This window comes from Sphingobium baderi (genome assembly GCF_001456115.1).
Lineage (GTDB): Bacteria > Pseudomonadota > Alphaproteobacteria > Sphingomonadales > Sphingomonadaceae > Sphingobium > Sphingobium baderi_A.
This window is the reverse complement of record NZ_CP013264.1, coordinates 1174460-1196619: the sequence shown is the minus strand read 5'-3', so window position 1 is coordinate 1196619 and position 22160 is coordinate 1174460. Positions and strand designations below refer to the sequence as shown.

Genomic DNA, 22160 nt, shown 5'->3' with positions numbered 1-22160 from the left:
GGAGCGATTTCAGGAAAGTCTATAATGTCCGAAGAATTCTATCGCATGAAGCGCCTGCCCCCCTATGTCATCGCCGAAGTCAACGCGATGCGGGCCGCGGCGCGCGCGGCAGGAGAGGACATTATCGACCTTGGCATGGGCAATCCCGACCTGCCGCCACCCGACCATGTCATCGCCAAGCTGTGCGAAGTGGCTCAGAAGCCGAGCGCGCACGGCTATTCGCAGTCCATGGGGATTCCCGGCCTCCGCAAGGCGCAGGCGAATTATTATGGCCGCCGCTTCGGGGTCGACCTCGACCCGGAGAGCGAAGTCGTCGTGACCATGGGGTCGAAGGAGGGCCTCGCCAGCCTCGCCACCGCGATCACCGCGCCGGGCGACGTCGTGCTGGCGCCCAATCCAAGCTATCCGATCCACATGTTCGGCTTCATCATCGCGGGAGCGACGATTCGCTCCGTGCCAACAACGCCGGACGAGCATTATTGGAAATCGCTGGAACGAGCGATGGCCTTCACCGTGCCGCGCCCGTCGATTCTCGTCGTGGGCTATCCCAGCAATCCGACGGCGGAGACGGTGGACCTCGCCTTTTATGAGCGGCTGGTCGCCTGGGCGAAGGAGAACAAGGTCTGGGTGCTGAGCGACCTTGCCTATTCCGAACTCTATTATGACGGAAACCCCACGCCCTCCATCCTTCAGGTGCCCGGCGCCAAGGATGTGGCGGTGGAGTTCACGTCGCTTTCCAAGACCTATAGCATGGCTGGCTGGCGCATCGGCTTCGCGGTCGGCAACCGGCAGTTGATCACGGCGTTGAAGCGCGTCAAAAGCTATCTCGACTATGGCGCGTTCACGCCGATCCAGGCGGCCGCCTGCGCGGCATTGAACGGACCGCAGGACATCGTGCAGAAGAATCGCGAACTGTATCACAAGCGCCGCGACGTGATGGTGGAAGCCTTCGGCCGCGCCGGGTGGGACATTCCCGCGCCCAAGGCGTCGATGTTCGCCTGGGCGCCCCTGCCCCCCGCGCTCAAGGACATGGGGAGCCTGGAATTTTCCAAGCAGCTCCTGACCCATGCCAAGGTCGCGGTCGCGCCGGGCGTCGGCTATGGCGAGGACGGCGAAGGCTATGTCCGCATCGCCATGGTGGAAAATGAACAGCGGCTGCGGCAGGCGGCACGCAACATCAAGCAATATCTCAAGTCCATGGGCGTGAATACACCCGCCAAGGGCGCGGCCTGATCCTCCCTTTTCCGCGACGGGGCTGGCATCGGCACGATAGCTGGCCCTTGCCCGCGCGGCAATGATGGTGGATATGCGGGCGCAGCGTCCGGGGGCTGGCGCAGGTTTCGAGGGGATGTGACCGGAATATGCTGTTGTTTCGCGGCAAGGAGTCCAATCCCCGATCGCTGATGAAAGCGATAAGCTGGCGCACACTGGGCAGCATCGACACTTTTGTGCTGGGCCTTCTCTTCACGCACGACGTGAAGGCGGCTGGCGCGATCGCGTCGACCGAGGTGGTCACCAAGATCCTGCTTTATTATTTCCACGAACGCGCATGGGCCCAGGTTGGCTGGGGCCTGCCAAAGGCGGAGCCGGAGGAAGATAAGGGGGACGTGCTGCCCCAACAGGACAGCGTACCCACATGATCCCCCTGCCGCAGGTTTCGCAGGTCGCGCAGACGATCCAGCTCGCGCTGGCGCCGGTGTTCCTGCTGGCGGGCATCGGCGCGTTCCTGAACGTGTGCGTGGGACGGCTGGCGCGCATCATCGACCGGGCGCGGATGGTGGAAAAGCTGGTGCTGTCCACGCGCGGCCAGGAACATGACCGGATGGTGAGCGAAATCCGGGTGCTCGACCGGCGGATGAGCGTCGTCAACATCGCGATTTTCCTATCGGTCGCCAGTGCCTGCGCCATCTGCCTGGTCGTCATCCTGCTGTTCGCGGCGGAACTGTTCGACGCGCATCTGGGCAGGATCATCGCGATCCTGTTCAGCCTGGCGATGGTCTTGCTGGCGGCTGCCTTCGCCACTTTCATCCAGGAAATCCGGCTGGCGTCGCGCACCATCCATATTCGCAACGAAGTGCTTTATCACAAGGCCGAAGATGAAGAGGCGGCGGAGGGACAATGACGCGCTTCACAGTGAATGACCGGCCGGTGCAATATCGCATGGACCCCGCCACGCCGCTGCTCTGGGCGCTGCGCGACGCGTCGAACCTGACAGGCACCAAATATGGATGCGGCACCGGCGATTGCGGGGCCTGCACGGTGGACATAGATGGGGAAGCCGTGCGGTCCTGCCAGGTCAGCATCGCCCAAACCGAAGGCCGATTCGTCACCACCATCGAAGCACTTTCGCCCGATCGGGGGCATCCGGTGCAACAGGCTTTCGCGGCGGAAAATGTATCGCAATGCGGATATTGCATTCCCGGCATGGTGATGGCGGCGTCCGTGCTGCTGCGGCGGAACAGCGATCCGAGCGACGAGGAGATCGACGCGGCGATCACCAACCTCTGCCGCTGCGGCATCTATCCCCGGCTGCGCGGCGCGATCCAGCGCGCGGGGCGGATCATGCGCGGCGAAGAACAGGTCGCCGCTGCGCCGCCGCCGGGCATCACGCCGGAAGAAGCCGCGCGCACCGTGCCTGCCCTGCGGAAACCTTGATTCGGCGAAATGGACTTCAAGTTGACGAGGTCATCGCGTCACGTCCACAAAAGCAGAAACCAGCTCTACCGCGCCTCCAGCACCATGTTGAATGGCCCTTCCGCCGCGCGCCGGACATTTTCGAAACCGCCCTCGCGGACGATCTGCGACAACCGGGCTTCCCCGGCCTGCGCGCCCAATGCTTCACCCACTTCCTGATCGAGCGACGTCGGCACGCAGATCATCGTGGACGCATTATAATATAAGCGCCCGACCGGATTGAGATTTTCCTCCGGCCGGTCCCCGGCCACCGGCTCGATGATCATCCAGCTTCCCCCCGGCGCCAATATCCGCCGCATATGAGCCGCGCAGCCGCGCGGGTCGCCCATGTCGTGCAAACAGTCATACATGGTGACAAGGTCGAAATCCCGCCCAGCCACATCCTTCGCGGTCGACACCTCGAAACGCACCCGGTCGCCCAAGCCATGCGCCTGTGCATGACGCCGCGCTTCCTCAATGGACGGTTCGTGGAAATCATAGCCGGTGAAGCGGCTTTGTGGATAAGCCTGCGCCATCAGCAGCGTCGAAAAGCCCACGCCGCACCCGACATCAGCGACCTTCGCGCCTTCCCGCAGCCTCGCTTCCACGCCATCGAGCGCGGGAATCCACGTCTGGACGATATTATTGAGGTAACCGGGCCGGAAGAAAGCGCCCGTCGCGCAGAACAGGCATCCCGCATGATCGCCCCAGCGCACGCCGGTTCCGTGGCGGAAACATTCCTCCACCTTAGGCTCCGCCTCGATCATCGCGGCCACCATCTCGAACGCCGCGATCAGATAGACGGGGCTATCGGGATCATGGAACACCATCGCCTGTTCGGGCGACAGGCTAAACTGTTCCGTGGCCGGGTCATAATCGACATAGCCGTTCGCCGCCTGCGCCAGCGCCCATTCTCGCACATAGCGCTCATGCAGGCCGCCCGCTCGCCGCGCCAGTTCAGCAGCGGTGGCGGGTGCCTGCGCCAGCGCATCGAACAGCCCCAGCCGCGCACCCAGCCGCACCGTCGGCACGCTCATCGCGCCGCCCAGATCGCCCAGCATCTTTCCAACAAAGGCGTGAAGTTTCGTTTCGTCGATCGGTGCGGACATGGCTGCGCTCCTCTCGTCACGTCCGACTCTGGCGGCCGGGCGATGGCGGCCGGAAAATAGCATATCGCGCACGCACCCGCGATGGCCGCTTTCCTACAGCGGTAGCGTCATGCCCGTATCCGTCCGGCTCTTTGGTATAGTCGGCCCTCGCGTCTCATCCGAAAGTCGAATAGAATCGGGGCCACGCGAATTATACGAAATGAACCGCTGCTGCTCAGGCCAGTTCCACCTGAAGCACGGAGGCGTCCGCGCCGACGATCCTTACCCGCGCTCCCGCTGGCGCTTCCGGGCCACGGCACGACCATACGCCGTCCCCCACCTTCACGCGCCCTCGCCCGTTGTCGATCGCTTCGACCACGGTCACGACCTCTCCGATCAGCCGGGCGGTGCGATCATTGAGCAACGGGTCTTCCGACGACACTGGATTGGCCGCATACCATCGCCGTCCGCCCCACACCGCAATCAGGCAAAGCAGCGCGAAAATCAGGAACTGCAACGGCACCCCGATCGGCAGTGCCAGCGCCGCCAGCCCCGTGATCGCCGCCGCGATTGCGATCCAGATCAGGAACACGCCGGGCAACAGCACCTCGCCGATACCCAGCAGCGCGGCGAAGATCAGCCACCACCAATGGTCCTCCAGCATCGCCAACATATCCATCGGCTCCGCTCCTTATTCGAACGGCCCGCGACGCGGCGCGGGCGGAGGCGGCGGAGGGGGCGTCCTGTCACCGCCCAGCGCGTCGCGCGCCAGTTCGCCGATTCCGCCCAGCGTTCCGATCAGCTGCGTGGCTTCGACCGGGAACAGGATCGTCTTGGCATTGGGTGACGTGGCGAACTGGCCGACCGCTTCCACATATTTCTGGGCGATGAAATAGTTGATTGCCTGTGCGTTGCCATTGGCGATGGCGTCGGACACCATCTGCGTCGCCTTGGCCTCCGCTTCGGCCTCGCGCTCGCGGGCCTCGGCATCGCGGAAAGCGGCTTCGCGGCGGCCTTCGGCCTCAAGGATCTGGCTTTGCTTCTGTCCCTCCGCTTTCAGGATCTCCGACGCGCGCAAGCCTTCCGATTCCAGGATGAGGGCGCGCTTCTCGCGCTCGGCCTTCATCTGCCGGCCCATGGCGTTGACGATATCGGCGGGGGGGCGAATGTCCTTGAGTTCCACTCGGGTGATCTTGATGCCCCAGGCGTTAGTCGCATGATCGACCACGGACAGCAGCCGCGCATTGATCTCGTCACGTTTGGAGAGGGTCTCATCCAGGTCCATCGACCCCATGACGGTCCGCAAATTGGTCGTCGCAAGCTGCATGATCGCGACATAGAGTTCGGACACTTCATAGGCTGCCTTGGCCGCGTCCAGCACCTGAAAGAACACCACCCCGTCAACCGACACCATGGCGTTATCCTTGGTGATGATCTCCTGCCCTGGAATGTCGACGACCTGCTCCATCATGTTGATCTTGCGACCGACAGCGTAAAAGAAGGCGGGATAGAAATTAAGACCGGGCTTCGCCACCTCGGTGAAACGGCCAAAGCGTTCGATCGTATATTGATAGCCCTGCCGCACTACCTTGATACTGGCCGCCAGATAGAACAGCACCAGCAAGGTTACCGTGAGCGCGAATGTCGTCACCATAGGTCCTCCCCTCAAACCCGAACAAAATTGACTATGACGTGAAAAGATTAACGGGGGAAGCCAATCCGGCTAAACCCGCCGCAAGAACCGTTCTTCCATGGAGTCGATTGCCGCCATGTTGCTTCGCCACGCCCGCTCGCTGCTGTTTCTGCCTGCGTCCAATGCTCGCGCCATTGCCAAGGTCCGCACCTTGCCCTGCGATCTCGTGATCCTGGACCTGGAGGACGCAGTGCCCGGCGACAGAAAGGCAGAGGCGCGCGCCGGCGCTCTGGAAGCCTTGGCGGAGGGGTTCGGAAATCGGCTGACGGCGCTGCGGATCAATGTCGAGGGCACGCCCTGGCACGGCATGGAAATGATCGCCGCCAAGCAGTCCGGCGTCGACTATGTCGTGCTGCCCAAGGTGGAAAATTCCAAACAGGTGAAGGACGTATTCAGCGTCACGCAAAAGCCGGTCATCGCCATGATCGAAAGCGCCAAGGGCGTACTGGCCGCGTCCCAAATCGCGGCGGGGGAAGGCACGGCAGCACTGTTCATGGGCACCAACGACCTGCGGCAAGACATCGGCATCCCCGCATCGGCGAACCGCGAGGGGCTCGCGCTGGCCCTGCAATCCGTAATTCTCGCTGCCCGCGCGGCCGGGATCGCCGTGTTCGATGGCGTGTTCAACCGACTGGACGACGAAGCGGGGTTCGAGGCGGAATGCGTCGCGGGTCATACCCTGGGGTTCGACGGCAAGACGCTGATCCATCCCAGCCAGGTGCCAGTCGCCAATCAGGTGTTCGGCCCGGACGCACAGGCCGTCGCAGACGCCCGCCGCCTGATCGAAGCGGCGACCGGCGGCGCCGAACGCTTCGAAGGGCGCATGATCGAATCCATGCATGTGGCGGAGGCGAAGGCCTTGGTCGCCCGCGCCGAAGCGGTAGGGTTGTAGCCCCTCCCGTTTCTCAGCCGTTCTCCTGACGGTGACGGGCGGTCAGCAGATAGTTGATCGCCTTGTTCTCCGTCAGCACAAAGCCCTTACGCGGATCGAAGCTGAGGCCGCTCGAATCGATCACCTCCAGCCCGACATCTTCCAGCAGCGCGGTCAGCTCGTCGGGCGTGAGGAACCTGTTCCAGTCATGCGTGCCCTTGGGAATGCCGCCAACGCTTTCGCCGATGGTAATCATGGCGACGCGGGAAAGGGGCGTGCGATTGGGCGTCGAAAGGATCATCAGGCCATCGGGCGCCAGCTTGTCCGCCACCGCTTCCACAAACACGGCGGGATCGGCCACATGCTCGATCACTTCCATGGAGGTGACGAGATCGAATCCGCCCTCCGCCAATTGCTCCACCGGAGTCGCGCGATAGTCGATGGAAAGACCCTGCGGCTGTGCATGGGCTATTGCCGCGGCGATATTTTCCTCGGCCGCATCCAGCGCCGTCACCGCCCCGCCCATGCGTGCCAACGGCTCCGCCAGCAGACCCGCACCGCACCCCACATCCAGCACCCGTTTGCCAGCAAGCGGCTGAAAAGAATGATCCTTTCCCGGCCAATGCCGGTCGATGGCTTCCCGGATATAGCGCAACCGCACCGGGTTCAGCTTGTGCAGCATGGCGCTACTGCCATTCGGATCCCACCACTCGGCAGCCATCGCGCCGAAATGCGCGGCCTCCTTCGGATCGATTGTCCCGTTGATCGCTGTGTCTGGGCTGCTTGCCATATCCGTATCCGCTGCTAAGAGAAGCGCCGTTTCGCCCTTTTGGGACATTTTCTTTCTTACCAGCAGGCAGGCTCGACAAGCAAATGGCGCGCATCGTGATGAAGTTCGGCGGCACCTCCATGGCGGGGATGGAGCGGATTCGCAATGTGGCCGCCCGCGTCAAGCATGTGGTCGAGCAGGGAAATGAAGTCGCGGTCGTCGTTTCCGCCATGGCGGGCGAGACTGACCGGCTGGTCGGCTTCTGCAAGGAAGCCTCGGCGCTTTACGATCCGGCAGAATATGACGTGGTCGTCGCCAGCGGCGAGCAGGTGACGAGCGGCCTGCTGGCCATGACGCTCAAAGCCATGGGCGTGAACGCGCGCAGTTGGCTCGGCTGGCAGCTTCCGATCCGCACGAACGAAGCGCATAGCAAGGCGCGGATCGGGGAAATCGACACCAGCGATCTCCTGGCGTCCATGGGTTCGGGCACGGTCGCGGTGATCCCCGGCTTTCAGGGCATGATGGAAGATGGCCGCATCTCCACGCTGGGCCGTGGCGGGTCCGACACCTCGGCGGTCGCGGTGGCCGCGGCGCTCAAGGCCGATCGCTGCGACATCTACACCGATGTGGACGGCGTCTACACCACCGACCCCCGCATCGTGGCGCGGGCGCGCAAGCTCGATCTCGTCACCTATGAGGAAATGCTGGAACTGGCGTCGGTCGGCGCCAAGGTGCTCCAGACCCGCTCAGTCGGCCTCGCCATGAAGGAAGGCGTGGTCGTGCAGGTGCTTTCCTCCTTCGATGATCCCACCCAGGAAGACCTCCCCGGCACGCTGATCGTCAGCGAGGAGGAACTGGAAGCCAAGCTCAAGGAAAACCAGATGGAACGTCAGCTCATCACCGGCATCGCCCATGACAAGAATGAGGCGAAGGTCACCATCACCCGCGTGCCCGATCGTCCCGGCGCGGTGGCCCATATCTTCGGCCCGCTGGCCGAAGCGGCGATCAATGTAGACATGATCATCCAGAATGTCGGCCGCGACAAGGGGGAGACGGATGTGACCTTCACCGTGCCGGGCGCTGACCTTGCGCGGGCGCTGGACGTACTGGAAAGCCAGAAGGAAACCATCGGTTTCAATCGCATCATTCCCGATACGAAGGTTACGAAGATCAGTGTCGTGGGCGTTGGCATGAAGAGCCACGCTGGTGTGGCTTCCACCATGTTCCAGTCGTTGGCAGATCGCGGCATCAACATCCTCGCCATCTCCACCAGCGAGATCAAGGTCAGCGTGCTGATCGACGAGGACGAGACGGAGCTGGCAGTGCGCGTGCTGCACACGGCCTACGGTCTTGATGCGCCGGTAGCTTGACCGGAGGATTTCTCCGCTTCAGAGAATATCAACCGGTGACGGCTTTGGGTCGTTGCCATCCCAAACCCCTCCCTTCACACGGGAGGGGCTTTTGATTCGATGGAACACGATATGACGAACGCCAAGCTCCAGTCCCTCATGGCACGCGGCACCGAATTTCTGGGCTGTGAAACCGCAATCCTTTGCGGAGCGATGAGCTGGGTGTCCGAACGCCATCTCGTTTCGGCCATTTCCAATGCAGGCGGCTTTGGCGTGATCGCCTGTGGCGCGATGACGCCCGACCTGCTCGACAAGGAAATCGCGGCGACCAAGGCGCTGACGGACAAGCCTTTCGGCGTGAACCTCATCACCATGCATCCCCAGCTTTTCGAACTGATCGAGGTTTGTTCGAAGCATGATGTGGGGCATGTCGTGCTGGCCGGCGGCCTGCCACCCAAAGGCAGCATCGAGGCGATCAAGGCCAAGGGCGCGAAGCTGCTCTGCTTTGCCCCCGCCTTGTCGCTGGCGAAGAAGCTGGCGCGCTCGGGCGTCGATGCGCTCATCATCGAGGGGATGGAGGCGGGTGGCCATATCGGACCGGTCGCGACCAGCGTGCTGGCGCAGGAGATATTGCCGGAAATGTCGCCGCAACTTCCCGTGTTCGTCGCTGGCGGCATCGGTCGGGGCGAAGCGATTGCGGGCTATCTGGAAATGGGCGCGGCTGGCGTGCAGCTTGGCACCCGCTTCGCCTGCGCGAGCGAGAGCATCGCCCATCCCGCGTTCAAGAAGGCTTTCTTCCGCGCCTCCGCCCGCGACGCCATCGCCAGCGTCCAGATCGACGCGCGCCTGCCGGTCATCCCGGTGCGCGCGCTCAAAAATGCGGGCACCGAAGCCTTCACCGCCAAGCAGCGGGAAGTCGCCAACCTGCTGGATAGCGGCGCGGTCGATATGAATGAGGCGCAGTTGCAGATCGAGCATTACTGGGCCGGTGCGCTCCGCCGCGCCGTGATCGATGGCGATGTGGAGGGCGGATCGCTGATGGCCGGTCAGTCGGTCGGCATGGTCAGCAAGGAAGAACCGGTCGCCGCCATTATCGCGCAATTGATGGAAGAAGCGGCCTTCGCGCTCGAACGTCGGGCGGCCTGACACCGCCTGCCAATCCAAACGGGACGAACCGAATCCCTTTCTGGACGAAGCGAGTCCGGCGCAGTCGTCAGGAACTCCAGCATTTGCCATGAGTTTCTGCTGTCTGGATAATATAGGGAAAAAGGGGATACGGGTGCCGCCGCGTACCGCATTTCGTCGCTTCTGTTCAGTGGCGTCCCTGACGACGCTCGCGCTGATCGCGGGCTGTGCCACCCCGAAGAAGGAGGTCGTGACCCCGCCTCCGGTCATTGAAACCATAAGGCCCGTTCCGCCGATGGGCGCGGTGGCTGGCATGAGCGTGCCGGATGTCGGGCCAGACGGGAAGCGGCTGACGCCCAATCGCGGCGTCACCTCCAACACGGCTTTGTGGCATGTTCGCATGGCGCTGAATGTCGCGGCTCTTTCCTGTCATGGGGCGGGCGATCTGGCGCGGATGCAATATAATCAGATGCTGCATGTCCATAAAGCGGCATTGGGCGCGGCGAACGCCGCTGTCGACCGCAACTACCAGTTCGAATATGGCAGCACCGGGATCGCCCGGCGCGAACAGCTCAACACCGTCGTCTATAATTTCTTCTCGCTGCCGCCAGTGCAACCCACCTTCTGCAAAGCAGCCGTCGAAGTCGGGGCGAAGATGCTGTCCATGCCTTCCGCTTCGCTGCTGACCTATGCGCCAGAGGCATTGGCGGCGTTGGAAAAGCCGTTCCAGGATTTTTACGAAGCCTATGCCGACTATCTGCGGCGACTGGCGGAATGGCAGGCCCGTTTTGGCGCGAGCGTGACGGTGGTCGTGTCGCCCACTCCCCTGCCGCCTCCGCCGGTGCCGCCGGGCGAAGCGCCGCCACCGGGTTTCAAGCCGACCCTGCCCGCTGTGGCGGCTCCGGCACCTCGCATCGCGACGCCACCCGCGCCGTCGGCATCGCCCGTGCCCGTCGTGCCGACCCTGCCTTCCGGACAACGCTGACCTTGCCCATCCGGAGCGGCGGGCCTATCTGAGCGGCAAGCGAGGCCACGTCCTCCCCCGCCTGACGCGGGCATAAGTCCGGGACGGCCCGGCTCTCTTTGCGAAAGGAGGGCCTTTATGGCCTGGGTATATTTGGTCGCCGCCGGTCTGCTGGAAATCGTCTGGGCCTTTGCGATGAAGCAGTCCCAGGGCTTTTCGCGCCTCACGCCCACCATCATCACTCTGGTCGCGATGATCGGCAGTTTCGCCCTGCTGTCCGTATCGATGAAAAGCCTGCCACTCGGCACGGCCTATACGATCTGGACCGGGATCGGTGCGGTCGGCGCGTTTCTGGTCGGCATCGCCGTTCTGGGAGAAGCCGCGTCGGCCATGCGTCTGGTCGCAGCCGCGCTGATCCTTGGCGGCCTCCTCCTCATGAAGCTGTCGTCTCCGGCGTAACGGTCGAGGGGGCCTTGGGTGGCAGGGGAAACAGCCGGATGAAGCGTTCGGCAAGTTCCCTGTCGCCCTCCACCGTCAGGACGTCCGCCACATCCTCGAACCGCGCACCGCCGTAAACCACCGCGACGAGCGCATTCTGGTCGCCGGAGAAGATGACGTCGGCATCCTCCGTTTCGCCCCGATGGATGATGAAATCCCCGCTCTTCAAGGTGGCGCGGAACACCTCCTCGCCGAAGCGCATACCGATGGCGGCATCCATGTCGCCGATCCGGCCGCGGTCGATCATGGTCCGCATCGACAGGATCACCGACACATTGCTCATCGGCTGACCCGGCTGCATCGTGGGAGAGCGGCACGCCCAGCGGCCCAGCACCTGAAACAGGATTTCCGACTCGCGGCCCCAATCGGTCAACTCATAGATCTGGCTGGCGGCGGGCGGGGGCAGGCGGCGGCGGATCAATATGCTGGCCGCTTCCAGTTCCTCCAGCCGCTGCGTCAGCACATTGGCGCTGATTCCGGGCAGGCTGGCGCGCAGATCGGTAAAGCGCTTCGGTCCCAGCATCAATTCCCGCATGATCGGCATGGCCCAGCGATCTCCGATGATGTCGAGCGCATGGGCAACCGCGCATCCGTCCAGATAGGCTCGTTTTTTCACGTTTGAGAATCCATAGTTATATTTTATAACTTGTCTGTTGCATAACATAAGTTATGAGTGCAAAAAGTTCAAGTCGGCGATTCGCCTGTTCAGGTCAGATGCGATGCCGGACCAGATAATCCCGAGGAGATATGTGATGTCGAATGCCCCTGCTCCCAAGATGATATTCGTGAACCTGCCGGTGAAGAATCTTTCCGCCTCGATAGCCTTTTATGAGGCGGTCGGCGCGGTCCGGAACAATGATTTTGCCGATGATAACGCGCAGATGATGAGCTTTTCCGACACGATCCACGCCATGCTGCTGACGCATGAGCGGTTTAGCAGCTTTACACCGCGCAAAATTCCCGATGCCCATGAAACCGCGCAGATGCTGCTGGCGCTCAGCGAAGCGAACCGCCCGGATGTCGATGCGACTGTGGAAAGGGCGCTTGCCGCGGGCGGAACGGAGCCTAATCCAAAGCAAGATCATGGTTTCATGTATGGCCGCAATTTTGCGGATCTGGACGGCCATATCTGGGAGGTGACGTGGATGGATATGGAGGCCGCCCTGGCGACCGGACAGGGCGAGCCTGCGGCTGCCTGAGACCCGAACAGGGCAATTAGGAGAGAGACGATGAGCTATATGGACGGTTTCGTGGTGCCTGTGCCAAAAGAGAACAAGCAGGCCTACAAGGACGCGGCGGCCTATGCCGCGCCGATCTTCATCGAACATGGCGCGACCCGCGTGGTCGAATGCTGGGGCGATGACATCAAGGAAGGGAAGATCAACGATTTCCGAACCTGCGTCATTGCGGAGCAGAATGAGGAAGTCGTCTTTTCCTGGATCGAATGGCCTTCGAAGGAGGCTCGCGACGCGGGCATGGCGAAAGTGATGGCCGATGAGCGCATGAAGCCACAGGAGGGACAGGACATGCCCTTTTCGGGCGCCCGGATGGTCTATGGCGGCTTTTCGGTGCTGCTGGACGAGCGCGCCTGACGCCCCGCAATCAGGAGACGGACGATGACCAATCTGACTGGCCAATTCTTCTGGTATGAACTGATGACCAGCGATCCGCAGGCAGCCCTTGCCTTTTACGGCGACGTGGTTGGGTGGAGCGCGCAGGCATTCGAAGGCGGCGATCACAGCTATCATGTGATTTCGGGCAGCACCGGGCCGCTGGGCGGGATCATGGCGATCCCGGCGGAAGCAGGGGCGTGCGGCATGAGTCCCTGGTGGGGCGGCTATATCGGGTCGGCGGACGTCGATGCCGATGCGAGGCGCCTTTCGGAAGCGGGCGCCAAGGTGCAGCGCGCGCCGGAGGATATTCCGGGCGTGGGACGCTTTGCGGTGATGGGCGATCCCGGCGGCGCGACCTTCCTGCTGCTCAAAGGCTCCAGCCCTGAAGGGATGGATGCCTCCTCATCCATGGCAAAAGGTCATGTCGGCTGGCATGAACTCTATTCCGGCGATTTCGACGCGGACCTTGCCTTCTACACATCCCAGTTCGGATGGGGAAAGGGCGACGCCATGGATATGGGCGAGATGGGCAGCTATCAGCTTTTTTCCCTGTCCGGCGGTACGGATTTCAACAACATGTCCGGCGGCATGATGAAGAAGCCCGCGGAAATGCCGCAGCCGCTCTGGCTGTTCTACTTCGTGGTAGGCGACATCGACGAGGCAGTGGACAAGGTGAAGGCGGGCGGCGGAACCCTGCTCAACGGCCCGATGGAGGTGCCCGGCGGCGCGTGGATCATCCAGGCGACAGACCCGCAGGGCGCGATGTTCGCGCTGGTCGGCACGCGCGCAAGCTGAGGGAGGTGGATCATCATGTCGAAGATTTCCCCATGCCTGTGGTTCGACGGACAGGCCGAGGAAGCCGCGCGCTTCTATGTTTCCGTTTTCGGCGGATCGGTGGACGGCATCAGCTATTATCCGCCCGGCACATCATCACCCTCCCCCTTCAAGGAAGGGGATGTTCTGGTGGCGGAGTTCACTGTGTTCGGCCAGAGCTATCAGGCGCTGAACGGCGGGCCGCATTTCCGCTTCAACGAAGCGGTTTCGCTGTCCGTATCCTGCAAGGATCAGGCGGAAGTAGACCGCTGGCATGAAGCGCTGACGGCGGACGGCGGGGAGCCGGGGCCATGCGGCTGGCTCAAGGACAAATATGGTCTTTCCTGGCAGATCGTGCCGGAGGAGATACTTGCCCTGCAAAAGAGCGACGACACGCAGGCGGTCGGTCGCATGATGGGCGCGCTCATGACCATGGGCAAGCTGGACATCGCTGCGCTGAAAGCCGCTTTCAAGGGAGAAACCGTATGAGCGGCGCGGAACATGAGCTTTCAGTGACGCGGCATGTGAATGCGCCGCGCGGAATTGCCTGGAAAGTGTGGGTCGATCTCAAGGACGAATGGTTCTGTCCCAAGCCCTGGCGCGCCGAGGTGGTGGAGGAAGATCTGCGCCCCGGCGGCCGCAGCGCCGTCCGCATGTATGGCCCGGACGGCGAGGATACCGGCCCGATGGAGGGCATATTCCTGGAAGTCGTGCCGCATGAGCGGATCGTCACCACCGATGCCTATGCCGTTGGCTGGGTGCCGCAAACCCCCTTCATGACCGCGATCTGGAGCTTTGCCGACGAGGGAGAAGGCACGCGCTTCACTGCGACGGCGCGCCACTGGGACGCGGAAACGCTCAACAAACATCTGGAAATGGGCTTCCATCCCGGCTGGGACCAGATGGCGGATCAGTTCAAGGCGCTTTGCGAAACCTCCGCCGCGAGCGCCTGACGACAGTGCGCGGCGGCGGCGAAAACGGCTTTGTCGGTTTCAATACGAAATCGCATTGGACGTGGCCTGTCTATCTGATAGCGCATAGCTTATGTCCAGCACGCCCGCCGCCGCCGCCCGCATGATCCTCACCAGTTTGCAAGAGGTCATGGCAGCGCGTTCGAGCGCACAGGCCAAGCTGAACAAGGTGGTCGACATCATCGGCCAGTCCCTGTCGAGCGAAGTTTGCTCCATCTATCTGGTGCGCGAAGGCGTGCTCGAACTTTTCGCGACGCGCGGCCTCAAGCAGGACGCGGTCCATGTCACCCGCATGGCGATGGGGGAAGGACTGGTCGGCCTTATCGCCACCAATGTCGAAACGCTGAACCTGGATGAGGCGGCATCGCATCCCGACTATGCCTATCGCCCCGAAACCGGCGAAGAATTGTTCCACAGCTTCGCGGGCGTGCCCATTGTCCGGCGTGAGCGCGCCATCGGCGTGCTGTGCGTCCAGCATGTCGAACCGCGCCGGTATGAAGAGGTGGAGATAGAGGCGCTTCAGACCGTCGCCATGGTGCTGGCGGAACTGATCGCCAATGCGGAACTGGCTGATGATGGCCCCGTCGACCAGCGCGAGCAGGAAACCGGCACCGTCGTCCTGCACGGCCTGCAACTGGTGATGGGCATGGCACGCGGCCATGCGGTATTCCACCAGCCCCGCGTCCATATCGAACATACCGTCGCGGAAGATGTGGAGGCCGAGCGCCAGCGCCTTCTTTCCGCCTTCGCGAAGATGCGCGAGCAGGTCGACCGCATGACCGGGGCAATCGATTTCGGCATGGAGGGCGAGCATCAGGAGGTTCTCGAAACCTACAAGATGTTCGCCTATGACGAAGGCTGGGTTCGCCGGATCAACGAAGCGATCGACAGCGGCCTGACCGCCGAAGCCGCCATCGAGCGGGTGCAGCAGCGCACCCGGATGCGGATGCGCCAGATCGACGATCCGTTGTTGCAGGACCGGATGCACGATCTGGAGGACCTGTCCAACCGCCTGTTGCGGATCGTGTCGGGTCAGCTTGGCACGGCGGCGCAACTGGGCCTGCGGCAGGACGCCATCCTGATCGCCCGCAATCTCGGCCCGGCCGAACTGCTGGAATATGACCGGCGGCGGCTGAAAGGGGTGATCCTGGAGGAAGGATCGCTGACCGCCCATGTCACCATTGTCGCGCGCGCCATGGGCGTGCCGGTGCTGGGCCGGGTGCGCGACATCCGGCATCAGGTGAACGAAGGCGACCTGTTGCTCATGGACGTGGCCGCCAACGCGCTGCTCATCCGCCCGACGCCCGACATGGACGAGGGGTTCGAGAACAAGCTGCATATCACGCAGAAACGCCGCGCCGAATTTGCCGCCATGCGCGATCTGCCTTCCGTCACGCAGGACGGGGCGCGGATCGAATTGATGGTCAATGCCGGCTTGCGCGACGACGCGCAGGCGCTCGATGTGGTGGGGGCGGACGGCATCGGCCTGTTCCGCACGGAATTCCAGTTTCTCGTGTCCTCCACCCTGCCGCAGCGGGAAAAGCAGCAGCGGCTCTATAAGGATGTGCTGGACGCGGCGGGCGATCGCCCCGTCATCTTCCGCACCGTCGATATCGGTGGGGACAAGGCGCTGCCTTATATGCAGCGGGCCGATGAGGAGTTGGAGGATAATCCGGCGATGGGCTGGCGCGCCCTGCGGCTGGCGCTGGACCGCGATGGGCTGATGAAGGCGCAGGCCCGCGCCCTGCTGGAGGCGGCGGCTGGCAAGGTGCTGCACATCATGTTCCCGATGGTGTCGGAGCCCTGGGAATATGAACAGGCCCGCATTCTGGTCGAACATCAGCGCGAATGGCTGGTGAAGCAGCGCAAGAAGATGCCGATCGCCGTTCGCTACGGCGCGATGCTGGAGGTTCCCGCGCTTGCCGAAGTGCTGGACCTGCTGCTGCCGCGCATCGACTTCCTGTCCATAGGCACCAATGACCTGACGCAATTCCTGTTCGCGGCGGACCGGGCCCATCCTCGGCTGGCGGAACGCTATGACTGGCTCAGCATCGCCATCGTCCGCTTCCTCGACCGGGTTGTGCGCGCCTGCGACGCGCATAAAGTGCCCGTCGGCGTATGTGGTGAGATGGGCGGGCGCACGCTGGAGGCCATGGCCCTGATCGGCCTTGGCGTGCGGCGTCTGTCGATCACCCCGGCGTCCGTTGGTCCGGTGAAAGCGATGATCCGATCCGTCGATGTCGGCGAATTGCAAGCGTTCATGCGGAACGTGCTGGAACGCGCCGTCGTCGACATTCGCGGCAGCCTCAGCCAGTGGGCAGCGGACAAGGGCGTGGAACTGAGCTGAACTATTCGTCCCGGCGTTGACAATCCCCGTCCCACAATGAGACAAGGCCGACCCATCCTAGGTCGCGGAGCAGCATGGCAGAAGAACCGGAAATCGAAACCGGCGCGGTCGACGCGCAGGAAAGCCAATCCGCCACACCCGGCGCGAAGCTGCGTGCTGCACGAGAAGCGCAAGGGCTTTCGATACAGGATGTGGCGACTCGCACGCGTATCGCCCAACGCCAGCTCGAAGCCATTGAAAAGGATGATTATACCGCGCTTCCGGGCATTCCCTACGCCGTGGGGTTCGCCCGCGCCTATGCCCGCGCGATTGACATGGACGAGGTGGCTATTGCCGCCGAGGTGCGCCACGCCGTCCATAATTCCGATCTGGGCGCAAACCGCTATGAAGTGTTCGAGCCGGTCGATCCGACCCGCGTGCCATCCCGGGCGCTGGCCTGGACAGCCGCAGTCATCGCCATTTTGGTGGTGGTCGGTTTCGCGCTGTGGCGTTCGCAGCTCCTGACGCCGCCCACGACCGAGGAAATCGCGCAGCAAGAGGGTGCCGCTCTCACCGCGCCGCAGCAACCGGCGAGCGCAGCGCCCGCCGCGCCGGTCAATCAGACCGTGGTCTTCACGGCGAATGACGATGTCTGGCTGCGTATCTATGACGAAGCGGGCGAGCGTTTGAAGGATGGCCTGATGAAGAAGGGTGAAAGCTTCACCCTGCCCGCCGACGCGCATAATCCGATGATCCTGACCGGGCGTCCACAGGCGCTGACCGTGACGGTGGGCGGCAAGCCCGTTCCACCCCTGGGCGCCGCCGACCGCACCATCGCGGACGTCCCCGTCAGCGCAGAAGCGCTGTTGTCGCGCGCCGCGCCTTCGTCCGTTTCCACAATTCCGGCGCCGGCCGCCGCTCCGCCCTCCGCTCAAGGGGGAGGCGGCGTTGCTCCGGCCCCTGTCCCCGCACCGTCGCCGGCAGAGGCGCCCGGTACATAGAGCGAGTTCGAACCGGACGGCATCATCCGGGTCGCCCGAAAATCGCTGGAGGCAAACAGGAGTAGGCCATGATCCGATTCCAACCGGTCGGATGATGCTCCAGCCTGGGACACACGGCTCAGGCCGATGAAAGTCGCGCTTTACGGCGCGGAATATCGCCTTATGGTTAAGGCGAAGGATTTAGTCGGGGATAATCATGCGTAACGCCTTTTTTGCGACCTCCGCATTGGCTTTGGGGGCGTCGGCATCGATGCTCTTTGCCATGCCCGCGGCCGCCCAATCCGTGTCGCTCGACACGCGAGTGGACCGCATCGAAAAGGAACTGCGCGCCGTCCAGCGCAAGGTGTTCCCTGCCGGCACGCCCGTCGAGCCGGAAATCACCCGGCCCGCCACCACGACGCCGCCGCCGGGAACCCCGTCCTCCGCACCCATCGCGGACCTGACCGCGCGGGTGGGAGCATTGGAATCGCAGCTTGCGTCCATCACGGGGCAGGTGGAGGAGAACAGCTACAAGCTGAAGCAGCTTGAGGAAGCGTTCAACAAATATAAAGCGGAGCAGACGAGCGTCGCCGCCCCCGCCGCTCCACCGGCCGCCAGATCCACGGTATCCGCGCCCGCCGCCGGAACCCGGCCCGCGGCACCGGCGGCTGAGGCGAGCGACACGCGCAAGGCGGCTGTCGCGGCGATCGAACGGCCCGAGACGGGAGATGCCGCCGGGGATGCCTATACATATGGCTTCCGCCTGTGGGACGCGAAATTCTACCCGGAGGCGCAGGCACAGCTTAAAGCCACGGTGGACAAATATAGCGACACGTCCGTCGCCAGCCGCGCGCAGAACCTGCTGGGCCGCGCCTATCTGGACGACGGCAAACCCGCATTGGCATCGGTCGCCCTGTATGAAAATTACCAGAAGCGGCCGCGCGGGGACCGGGCGCCCGACAGCCTGGCCTATCTGGGTGAAGCTTTGATCCAGCTCAAGAAGCCTGCCGACGCTTGCAAGGTCTATGCGGAACTGGAACAGGTCTATGGCGCGACCCTGTCCGCCGGCCTGCGCGGCATGATGGAAAAGGGCCGGACCAAAGCCAAATGTAGCTGATCGGCGATGGCTGAACCCTTGACGGATGCGACCGCGCTGGAGACGTCTCTGCGCGAGGCGGTCAAGGGGCTGGCGGTGGACATCGACCAGGCCCGCTTCGGGATTGCCGTATCGGGCGGACCGGACAGCATGGCGCTGCTGCATGTGTCGGCCTGCGCCTTTCCGGGGCGGGTGGAGGCGGCTACGGTTGATCACGGCCTGCGCCCCGAATCCGCCGATGAAGCGGCCATGGTCGCACGGTGGTGCGCGGCGCAGGGTATCGCGCATGCCATCCTGCACCCGGTCGCGCCAAGGACGGGCAACCTGCATGATTGGGGCCGCGCCCAACGCTATACGCTATTGGAAGCATGGCGTGTGGAGCGGAAGCTGGATTGGCTGTTTACCGCGCATCATGCCGACGATCAGCTTGAAACGATGCTGATGCGGCTCAACCGGGGAGCGGGCATTGGCGGGCTGGCAGGCGTCCGGCCCCAGATGGGCCATGTGCTGCGCCCGCTGCTGGGCGTGCGGAAGTCCGTGCTTCAAGCATTGGTCGACACGGAAGGATTGCCACATGTGCAAGACCCATCCAATGCCGACCCCCGTTTCGACCGATCGCTGATGCGGTCGGCTCTGGCAGATGCAAATTGGCTTGATCCGCTGGCGGCGGCGCGGAGCGCGGCGGCGTTGGGGGAGGCCGAGGAAGCGCTGGGCTGGACAGTCGATTCGCTGGCGGATCGCCACCTGCGGCGCGAAGGGAATGGCTGGCGGCTGGAGAAAAGCGACTTTCCCCATGAATTGCAGCGTCGCCTTCTGCTGCGGATGCTCGCGCAGGCAGCGCCCGATGCGTCGCCGCCGCGGGGCGATTCGGTCGATCGTGCCATCGCCGCTGCCATGACAGGGCAAAAGGCGAGTTTGGGAGACTGGCTGCTGATCGGCGGTGCGGAATGGATACTGATTCCGGCACCTCCGCGCCGATAGGGCTGGCAAGGTTCCACAGATTGGCCCGTCCCTTCCACGGCCTGTCGCTTTGGTGCGATGCAATGACCTTTTCTTAACGGCCATCATGGTTAATCCCCGCCTCTTCATGGCAGGATTATCGAGATATGATGGAATTTGCGGCGCTGACCTACGGCTTGCTGGCCAGCGTCATTCTTTCGGCGGCGCAGCGTAACCGCAAGCTGGCGCGCCCCCATCCGCCGTTGCTGCTGTATGTCGGTTATCTGCTCTGCGGCGTGTCGACGGGCATCGCGCTGGTGCTTGCCTATATGGCACTCACCCTCCTCACTGGAGGCTGAGCGGTCGAGGCCGCTTGCGATTTTACCCGCGCACCTTATCTTGCAGGGGGAAAGTGAGTATCGATGAACGACGAGAAAGACCCGCAGGGCAATCCCTGGATCAAAAGCGCCATGATTTGGGCGGGGGTGATTATCGCCCTGCTGCTTTTCGTCTCCATGTTCGACAGCCGCACGGCATCGACCGCGGGCACTGGCATCGCCTATTCCGAATTCCGTTCCAAGGTGCAGGAAGGCCAGGTGAAGGATGTCGCCATCGCCCCTGACCGCATCAGCGGCACCTTGTCGAGCGGACAGAAGTTCAACACTGTCCCGGTCAACGATCCGGGTCTTACCGGCTTGCTGGACGACTATAACGTCAAATATTCCGGTCAGCCGGAGGAGCAACCGAGCTTCTGGCTGATCCTCGTCTACCAGTCGCTCCCGTTCCTGCTGATCCTGGGCATCGCCTTCTTCGTGCTGCGCCAGATGCAGAAGGGCGGCGGCGCGGGCGGCGCCATGGGCTTTGGCAAGTCCAAGGCGAAGCTGCTCACCGAAAAACATGGCAAGGTGACGTTCGATGATGTCGCCGGCATCGACGAAGCGCGCGAGGAATTGCAGGAAATCGTCGAATTCCTGAAAGACCCGACCAAGTTCGCGCGTCTGGGCGGCAAGATTCCCAAGGGCGCGCTGCTGGTCGGTTCGCCCGGCACCGGCAAGACGCTGCTCGCCCGCGCCATCGCGGGGGAGGCGGGCGTGCCCTTCTTCACCATTTCCGGTTCGGACTTCGTGGAAATGTTTGTCGGCGTCGGCGCGAGCCGCGTGCGCGACATGTTCGAGCAGGCGAAGAAGAACGCCCCCTGCATCGTCTTTATCGACGAAATCGATGCGGTCGGCCGCCATCGCGGCGCGGGCCTGGGCAACGGCAATGACGAGCGCGAACAGACGCTGAACCAGCTTCTGGTCGAAATGGACGGCTTCGAATCGAACGAGGGCATCATCATCGTTGCGGCCACCAACCGTCCCGACGTGCTCGATCCCGCGCTGCTGCGTCCGGGCCGCTTCGATCGGCAGGTCGTGGTGCCGCGCCCCGACATTGAAGGCCGCGAGAAGATCCTGGCCGTGCACATGAAGAAGGTGCCGCTGGCCCCCGATGTAAACCCGCGCACCATCGCGCGCGGCACACCGGGTTTCTCAGGCGCGGATCTCGCCAACCTCGTCAACGAAGCCGCGCTGATGGCGGCGCGCCGGGGCAAGCGCCTGGTCGCCATGGACGAGTTCGAAGCGGCGAAGGACAAGGTCATGATGGGCAGCGAGCGCCGCTCCATGGTCATGACCGAGGACGAGAAGAAGATGACCGCCTATCATGAGGCGGGCCATGCCATCGTCGCGGTCCATGAACCCGCGTCCGATCCGATCCACAAGGCGACGATCATCCCGCGCGGCCGTGCGCTGGGCATGGTGATGCGCTTGCCGGAACGGGACAGCTACAGCTATCACCGCGACAAGATGCACGCGAACATGGCCGTCGCCATGGGCGGCCGCGTCGCTGAGGAGATCATCTTCGGCTATGACAAGGTGTCGTCGGGCGCTTCGGGCGACATCCAGTACGCCACCAAGCTGGCGCGCGACATGGTCACCCAGTGGGGCATGTCGGACAAGTTGGGGCCGCTGCAATATGAAGAGCAGCAGGGCGAAACCTTCCTCGGCTATTCGCAGAGCCAGCGCGTCCATATGTCGGACGAGACGGCAAAGCTGATCGACAAGGAAATTCGCGGGCTGGTCGAGCAGGGCTATGCCCGGGCGCAGGAAGTGCTGCAAACCCATGAGGACCAGCTGCACCTGCTCGCCAATGCGATGCTGGAATATGAGACGCTCTCCGGCGAGGAAATCAAGACGCTGCTCGACAAGGGCGAGATCACCCGCGACGACGGGACGACGATCAAGCCGTCCGTCATTCCGGCGGCAGGATCGTCGATTCCTAAGACGCGCAAGCGCAAGGGCCCCTTCGGCGACCCTGCTCCCGCAGGCGCCTGACCGGGATCAACAAGATGATG

Annotated in this window: 25 protein-coding genes; 20 read left to right on the top strand and 5 right to left on the bottom strand. The window is 63.3% G+C overall.

Features of this window, described 5'->3' with window-relative positions; translation table 11 throughout:
• The first annotated feature begins 24 nt into the window (after positions 1-24).
• The 4 genes from ATN00_RS05915 (at position 25) to ATN00_RS05900 (ending at position 2655) form a co-directional block, all read left to right on the top strand.
• Positions 25-1233, top strand: coding sequence for an LL-diaminopimelate aminotransferase (locus tag ATN00_RS05915; RefSeq protein WP_062063154.1), 1209 nt, complete (start codon positions 25-27; stop codon positions 1231-1233).
• A 128-nt stretch (positions 1234-1361) separates the two neighbouring features.
• Positions 1362-1640: a DUF2061 domain-containing protein gene (locus ATN00_RS05910; protein WP_062063152.1), complete on the top strand. Its 279-nt coding sequence runs from the start codon at positions 1362-1364 to the stop codon at positions 1638-1640.
• On the top strand, positions 1637-2122 hold the full coding sequence (locus ATN00_RS05905) for a DUF2721 domain-containing protein (protein WP_062063150.1): 486 nt from the start codon (positions 1637-1639) through the stop codon (positions 2120-2122). The genes ATN00_RS05910 and ATN00_RS05905 overlap by 4 nt, the downstream gene beginning before the upstream one ends.
• Complete coding sequence (locus ATN00_RS05900) at positions 2119-2655, top strand: (2Fe-2S)-binding protein (protein ID WP_062063148.1); 537 nt, start codon at positions 2119-2121, stop codon at positions 2653-2655. Before ATN00_RS05905 ends, ATN00_RS05900 begins: the two co-directional genes overlap by 4 nt.
• Positions 2656-2720: 65 nt before the next feature.
• Here ATN00_RS05900 and ATN00_RS05895 read toward each other — a convergent pair whose 3' ends face one another.
• The 3 genes from ATN00_RS05895 to ATN00_RS05885 all read right to left on the bottom strand — a co-directional run bounded on the left by ATN00_RS05895 (position 2721) and on the right by ATN00_RS05885 (position 5415).
• The gene (locus ATN00_RS05895) at positions 2721-3782 is read right to left on the bottom strand and encodes a class I SAM-dependent methyltransferase (RefSeq protein WP_062063146.1); all 1062 of its coding nucleotides are present in this window, start codon (positions 3780-3782) and stop codon (positions 2721-2723) included.
• Between the two features lie 214 nt (positions 3783-3996).
• On the bottom strand, positions 3997-4440 hold the full coding sequence (locus ATN00_RS05890) for an NfeD family protein (RefSeq protein WP_062063144.1): 444 nt from the start codon (positions 4438-4440) through the stop codon (positions 3997-3999).
• A gap of 12 nt (positions 4441-4452) precedes the next feature.
• Positions 4453-5415 carry an SPFH domain-containing protein gene (locus ATN00_RS05885; protein WP_062063142.1) on the bottom strand — a complete coding sequence of 321 codons (963 nt, stop codon included), beginning with the start codon at positions 5413-5415 and terminating at the stop codon, positions 4453-4455.
• Positions 5416-5530: 115 nt separating this feature from the next.
• Between ATN00_RS05885 and ATN00_RS05880 the strand changes: the two genes are divergently transcribed.
• The gene (locus ATN00_RS05880; protein WP_062068453.1) at positions 5531-6346 is read left to right on the top strand and encodes an HpcH/HpaI aldolase/citrate lyase family protein; all 816 of its coding nucleotides are present in this window, start codon (positions 5531-5533) and stop codon (positions 6344-6346) included.
• Between the two features lie 13 nt (positions 6347-6359).
• Here ATN00_RS05880 and ubiG read toward each other — a convergent pair whose 3' ends face one another.
• Positions 6360-7115, bottom strand: coding sequence for a bifunctional 2-polyprenyl-6-hydroxyphenol methylase/3-demethylubiquinol 3-O-methyltransferase UbiG (ubiG, locus tag ATN00_RS05875; protein ID WP_062068452.1), 756 nt, complete (start codon positions 7113-7115; stop codon positions 6360-6362).
• 83 nt (positions 7116-7198) lie between these two features.
• Here ubiG and ATN00_RS05870 point away from each other — a divergent pair, with 83 nt between their 5' ends.
• From ATN00_RS05870 to sugE, 4 genes are all read left to right on the top strand, one after another.
• Positions 7199-8464: an aspartate kinase gene (locus ATN00_RS05870; RefSeq protein ID WP_062063140.1), complete on the top strand. Its 1266-nt coding sequence runs from the start codon at positions 7199-7201 to the stop codon at positions 8462-8464.
• Positions 8465-8575: 111 nt separating this feature from the next.
• The gene (locus tag ATN00_RS05865) at positions 8576-9589 is read left to right on the top strand and encodes an NAD(P)H-dependent flavin oxidoreductase (RefSeq protein WP_062063139.1); all 1014 of its coding nucleotides are present in this window, start codon (positions 8576-8578) and stop codon (positions 9587-9589) included.
• A 133-nt stretch (positions 9590-9722) separates the two neighbouring features.
• Positions 9723-10553, top strand: a complete 831-nt coding sequence (locus ATN00_RS05860) for a hypothetical protein (RefSeq protein ID WP_062063138.1) — start codon at positions 9723-9725, stop codon at positions 10551-10553.
• 117 nt (positions 10554-10670) lie between these two features.
• Entirely contained in the window at positions 10671-10991 is a 321-nt protein-coding gene (gene sugE, locus ATN00_RS05855; protein WP_062063136.1) for a quaternary ammonium compound efflux SMR transporter SugE, read from the top strand.
• On the opposite strand, the gene ATN00_RS05850 is transcribed toward sugE, so the two are convergent.
• On the bottom strand, positions 10966-11646 hold the full coding sequence (locus ATN00_RS05850; RefSeq protein ID WP_231746397.1) for a winged helix-turn-helix transcriptional regulator: 681 nt from the start codon (positions 11644-11646) through the stop codon (positions 10966-10968). The genes sugE and ATN00_RS05850 overlap by 26 nt on opposite strands.
• 136 nt (positions 11647-11782) lie before the next feature.
• Between ATN00_RS05850 and ATN00_RS05845 the strand changes: the two genes are divergently transcribed.
• The 11 genes from ATN00_RS05845 to ftsH all read left to right on the top strand — a co-directional run bounded on the left by ATN00_RS05845 (position 11783) and on the right by ftsH (position 22140).
• Positions 11783-12229, top strand: coding sequence for a VOC family protein (locus ATN00_RS05845; RefSeq protein ID WP_062063133.1), 447 nt, complete (start codon positions 11783-11785; stop codon positions 12227-12229).
• Between the two features lie 30 nt (positions 12230-12259).
• The gene (locus ATN00_RS05840; RefSeq protein WP_062063132.1) at positions 12260-12622 is read left to right on the top strand and encodes a DUF1428 domain-containing protein; all 363 of its coding nucleotides are present in this window, start codon (positions 12260-12262) and stop codon (positions 12620-12622) included.
• Positions 12623-12646: 24 nt separating this feature from the next.
• Entirely contained in the window at positions 12647-13438 is a 792-nt protein-coding gene (locus ATN00_RS05835) for a VOC family protein (protein ID WP_062063130.1), read from the top strand.
• Positions 13439-13453: 15 nt separating this feature from the next.
• A complete protein-coding gene (locus tag ATN00_RS05830) occupies positions 13454-13945 on the top strand; it encodes a VOC family protein (protein ID WP_062063129.1) in 492 nt (163 codons plus the stop codon).
• A complete protein-coding gene (locus ATN00_RS05825) occupies positions 13942-14409 on the top strand; it encodes an SRPBCC domain-containing protein (protein ID WP_062063128.1) in 468 nt (155 codons plus the stop codon). The genes ATN00_RS05830 and ATN00_RS05825 overlap by 4 nt, the downstream gene beginning before the upstream one ends.
• A 91-nt stretch (positions 14410-14500) precedes the next feature.
• Positions 14501-16774, top strand: a complete 2274-nt coding sequence (gene ptsP, locus ATN00_RS05820) for a phosphoenolpyruvate--protein phosphotransferase (protein ID WP_062063126.1) — start codon at positions 14501-14503, stop codon at positions 16772-16774.
• Between the two features lie 74 nt (positions 16775-16848).
• The gene (locus tag ATN00_RS05815) at positions 16849-17754 is read left to right on the top strand and encodes a helix-turn-helix domain-containing protein (protein ID WP_062063125.1); all 906 of its coding nucleotides are present in this window, start codon (positions 16849-16851) and stop codon (positions 17752-17754) included.
• A gap of 196 nt (positions 17755-17950) precedes the next feature.
• The gene (locus ATN00_RS05810; protein ID WP_062063124.1) at positions 17951-18850 is read left to right on the top strand and encodes a hypothetical protein; all 900 of its coding nucleotides are present in this window, start codon (positions 17951-17953) and stop codon (positions 18848-18850) included.
• A gap of 6 nt (positions 18851-18856) precedes the next feature.
• Complete coding sequence (gene tilS, locus ATN00_RS05805) at positions 18857-19810, top strand: tRNA lysidine(34) synthetase TilS (RefSeq protein WP_062063122.1); 954 nt, start codon at positions 18857-18859, stop codon at positions 19808-19810.
• Positions 19811-19935: 125 nt separating this feature from the next.
• Positions 19936-20127, top strand: a complete 192-nt coding sequence (locus ATN00_RS05800) for a hypothetical protein (RefSeq protein ID WP_062063121.1) — start codon at positions 19936-19938, stop codon at positions 20125-20127.
• Positions 20128-20190: 63 nt separating this feature from the next.
• Complete coding sequence (gene ftsH, locus ATN00_RS05795; RefSeq protein ID WP_062063120.1) at positions 20191-22140, top strand: ATP-dependent zinc metalloprotease FtsH; 1950 nt, start codon at positions 20191-20193, stop codon at positions 22138-22140.
• Positions 22141-22160 lie beyond the last annotated feature (20 nt).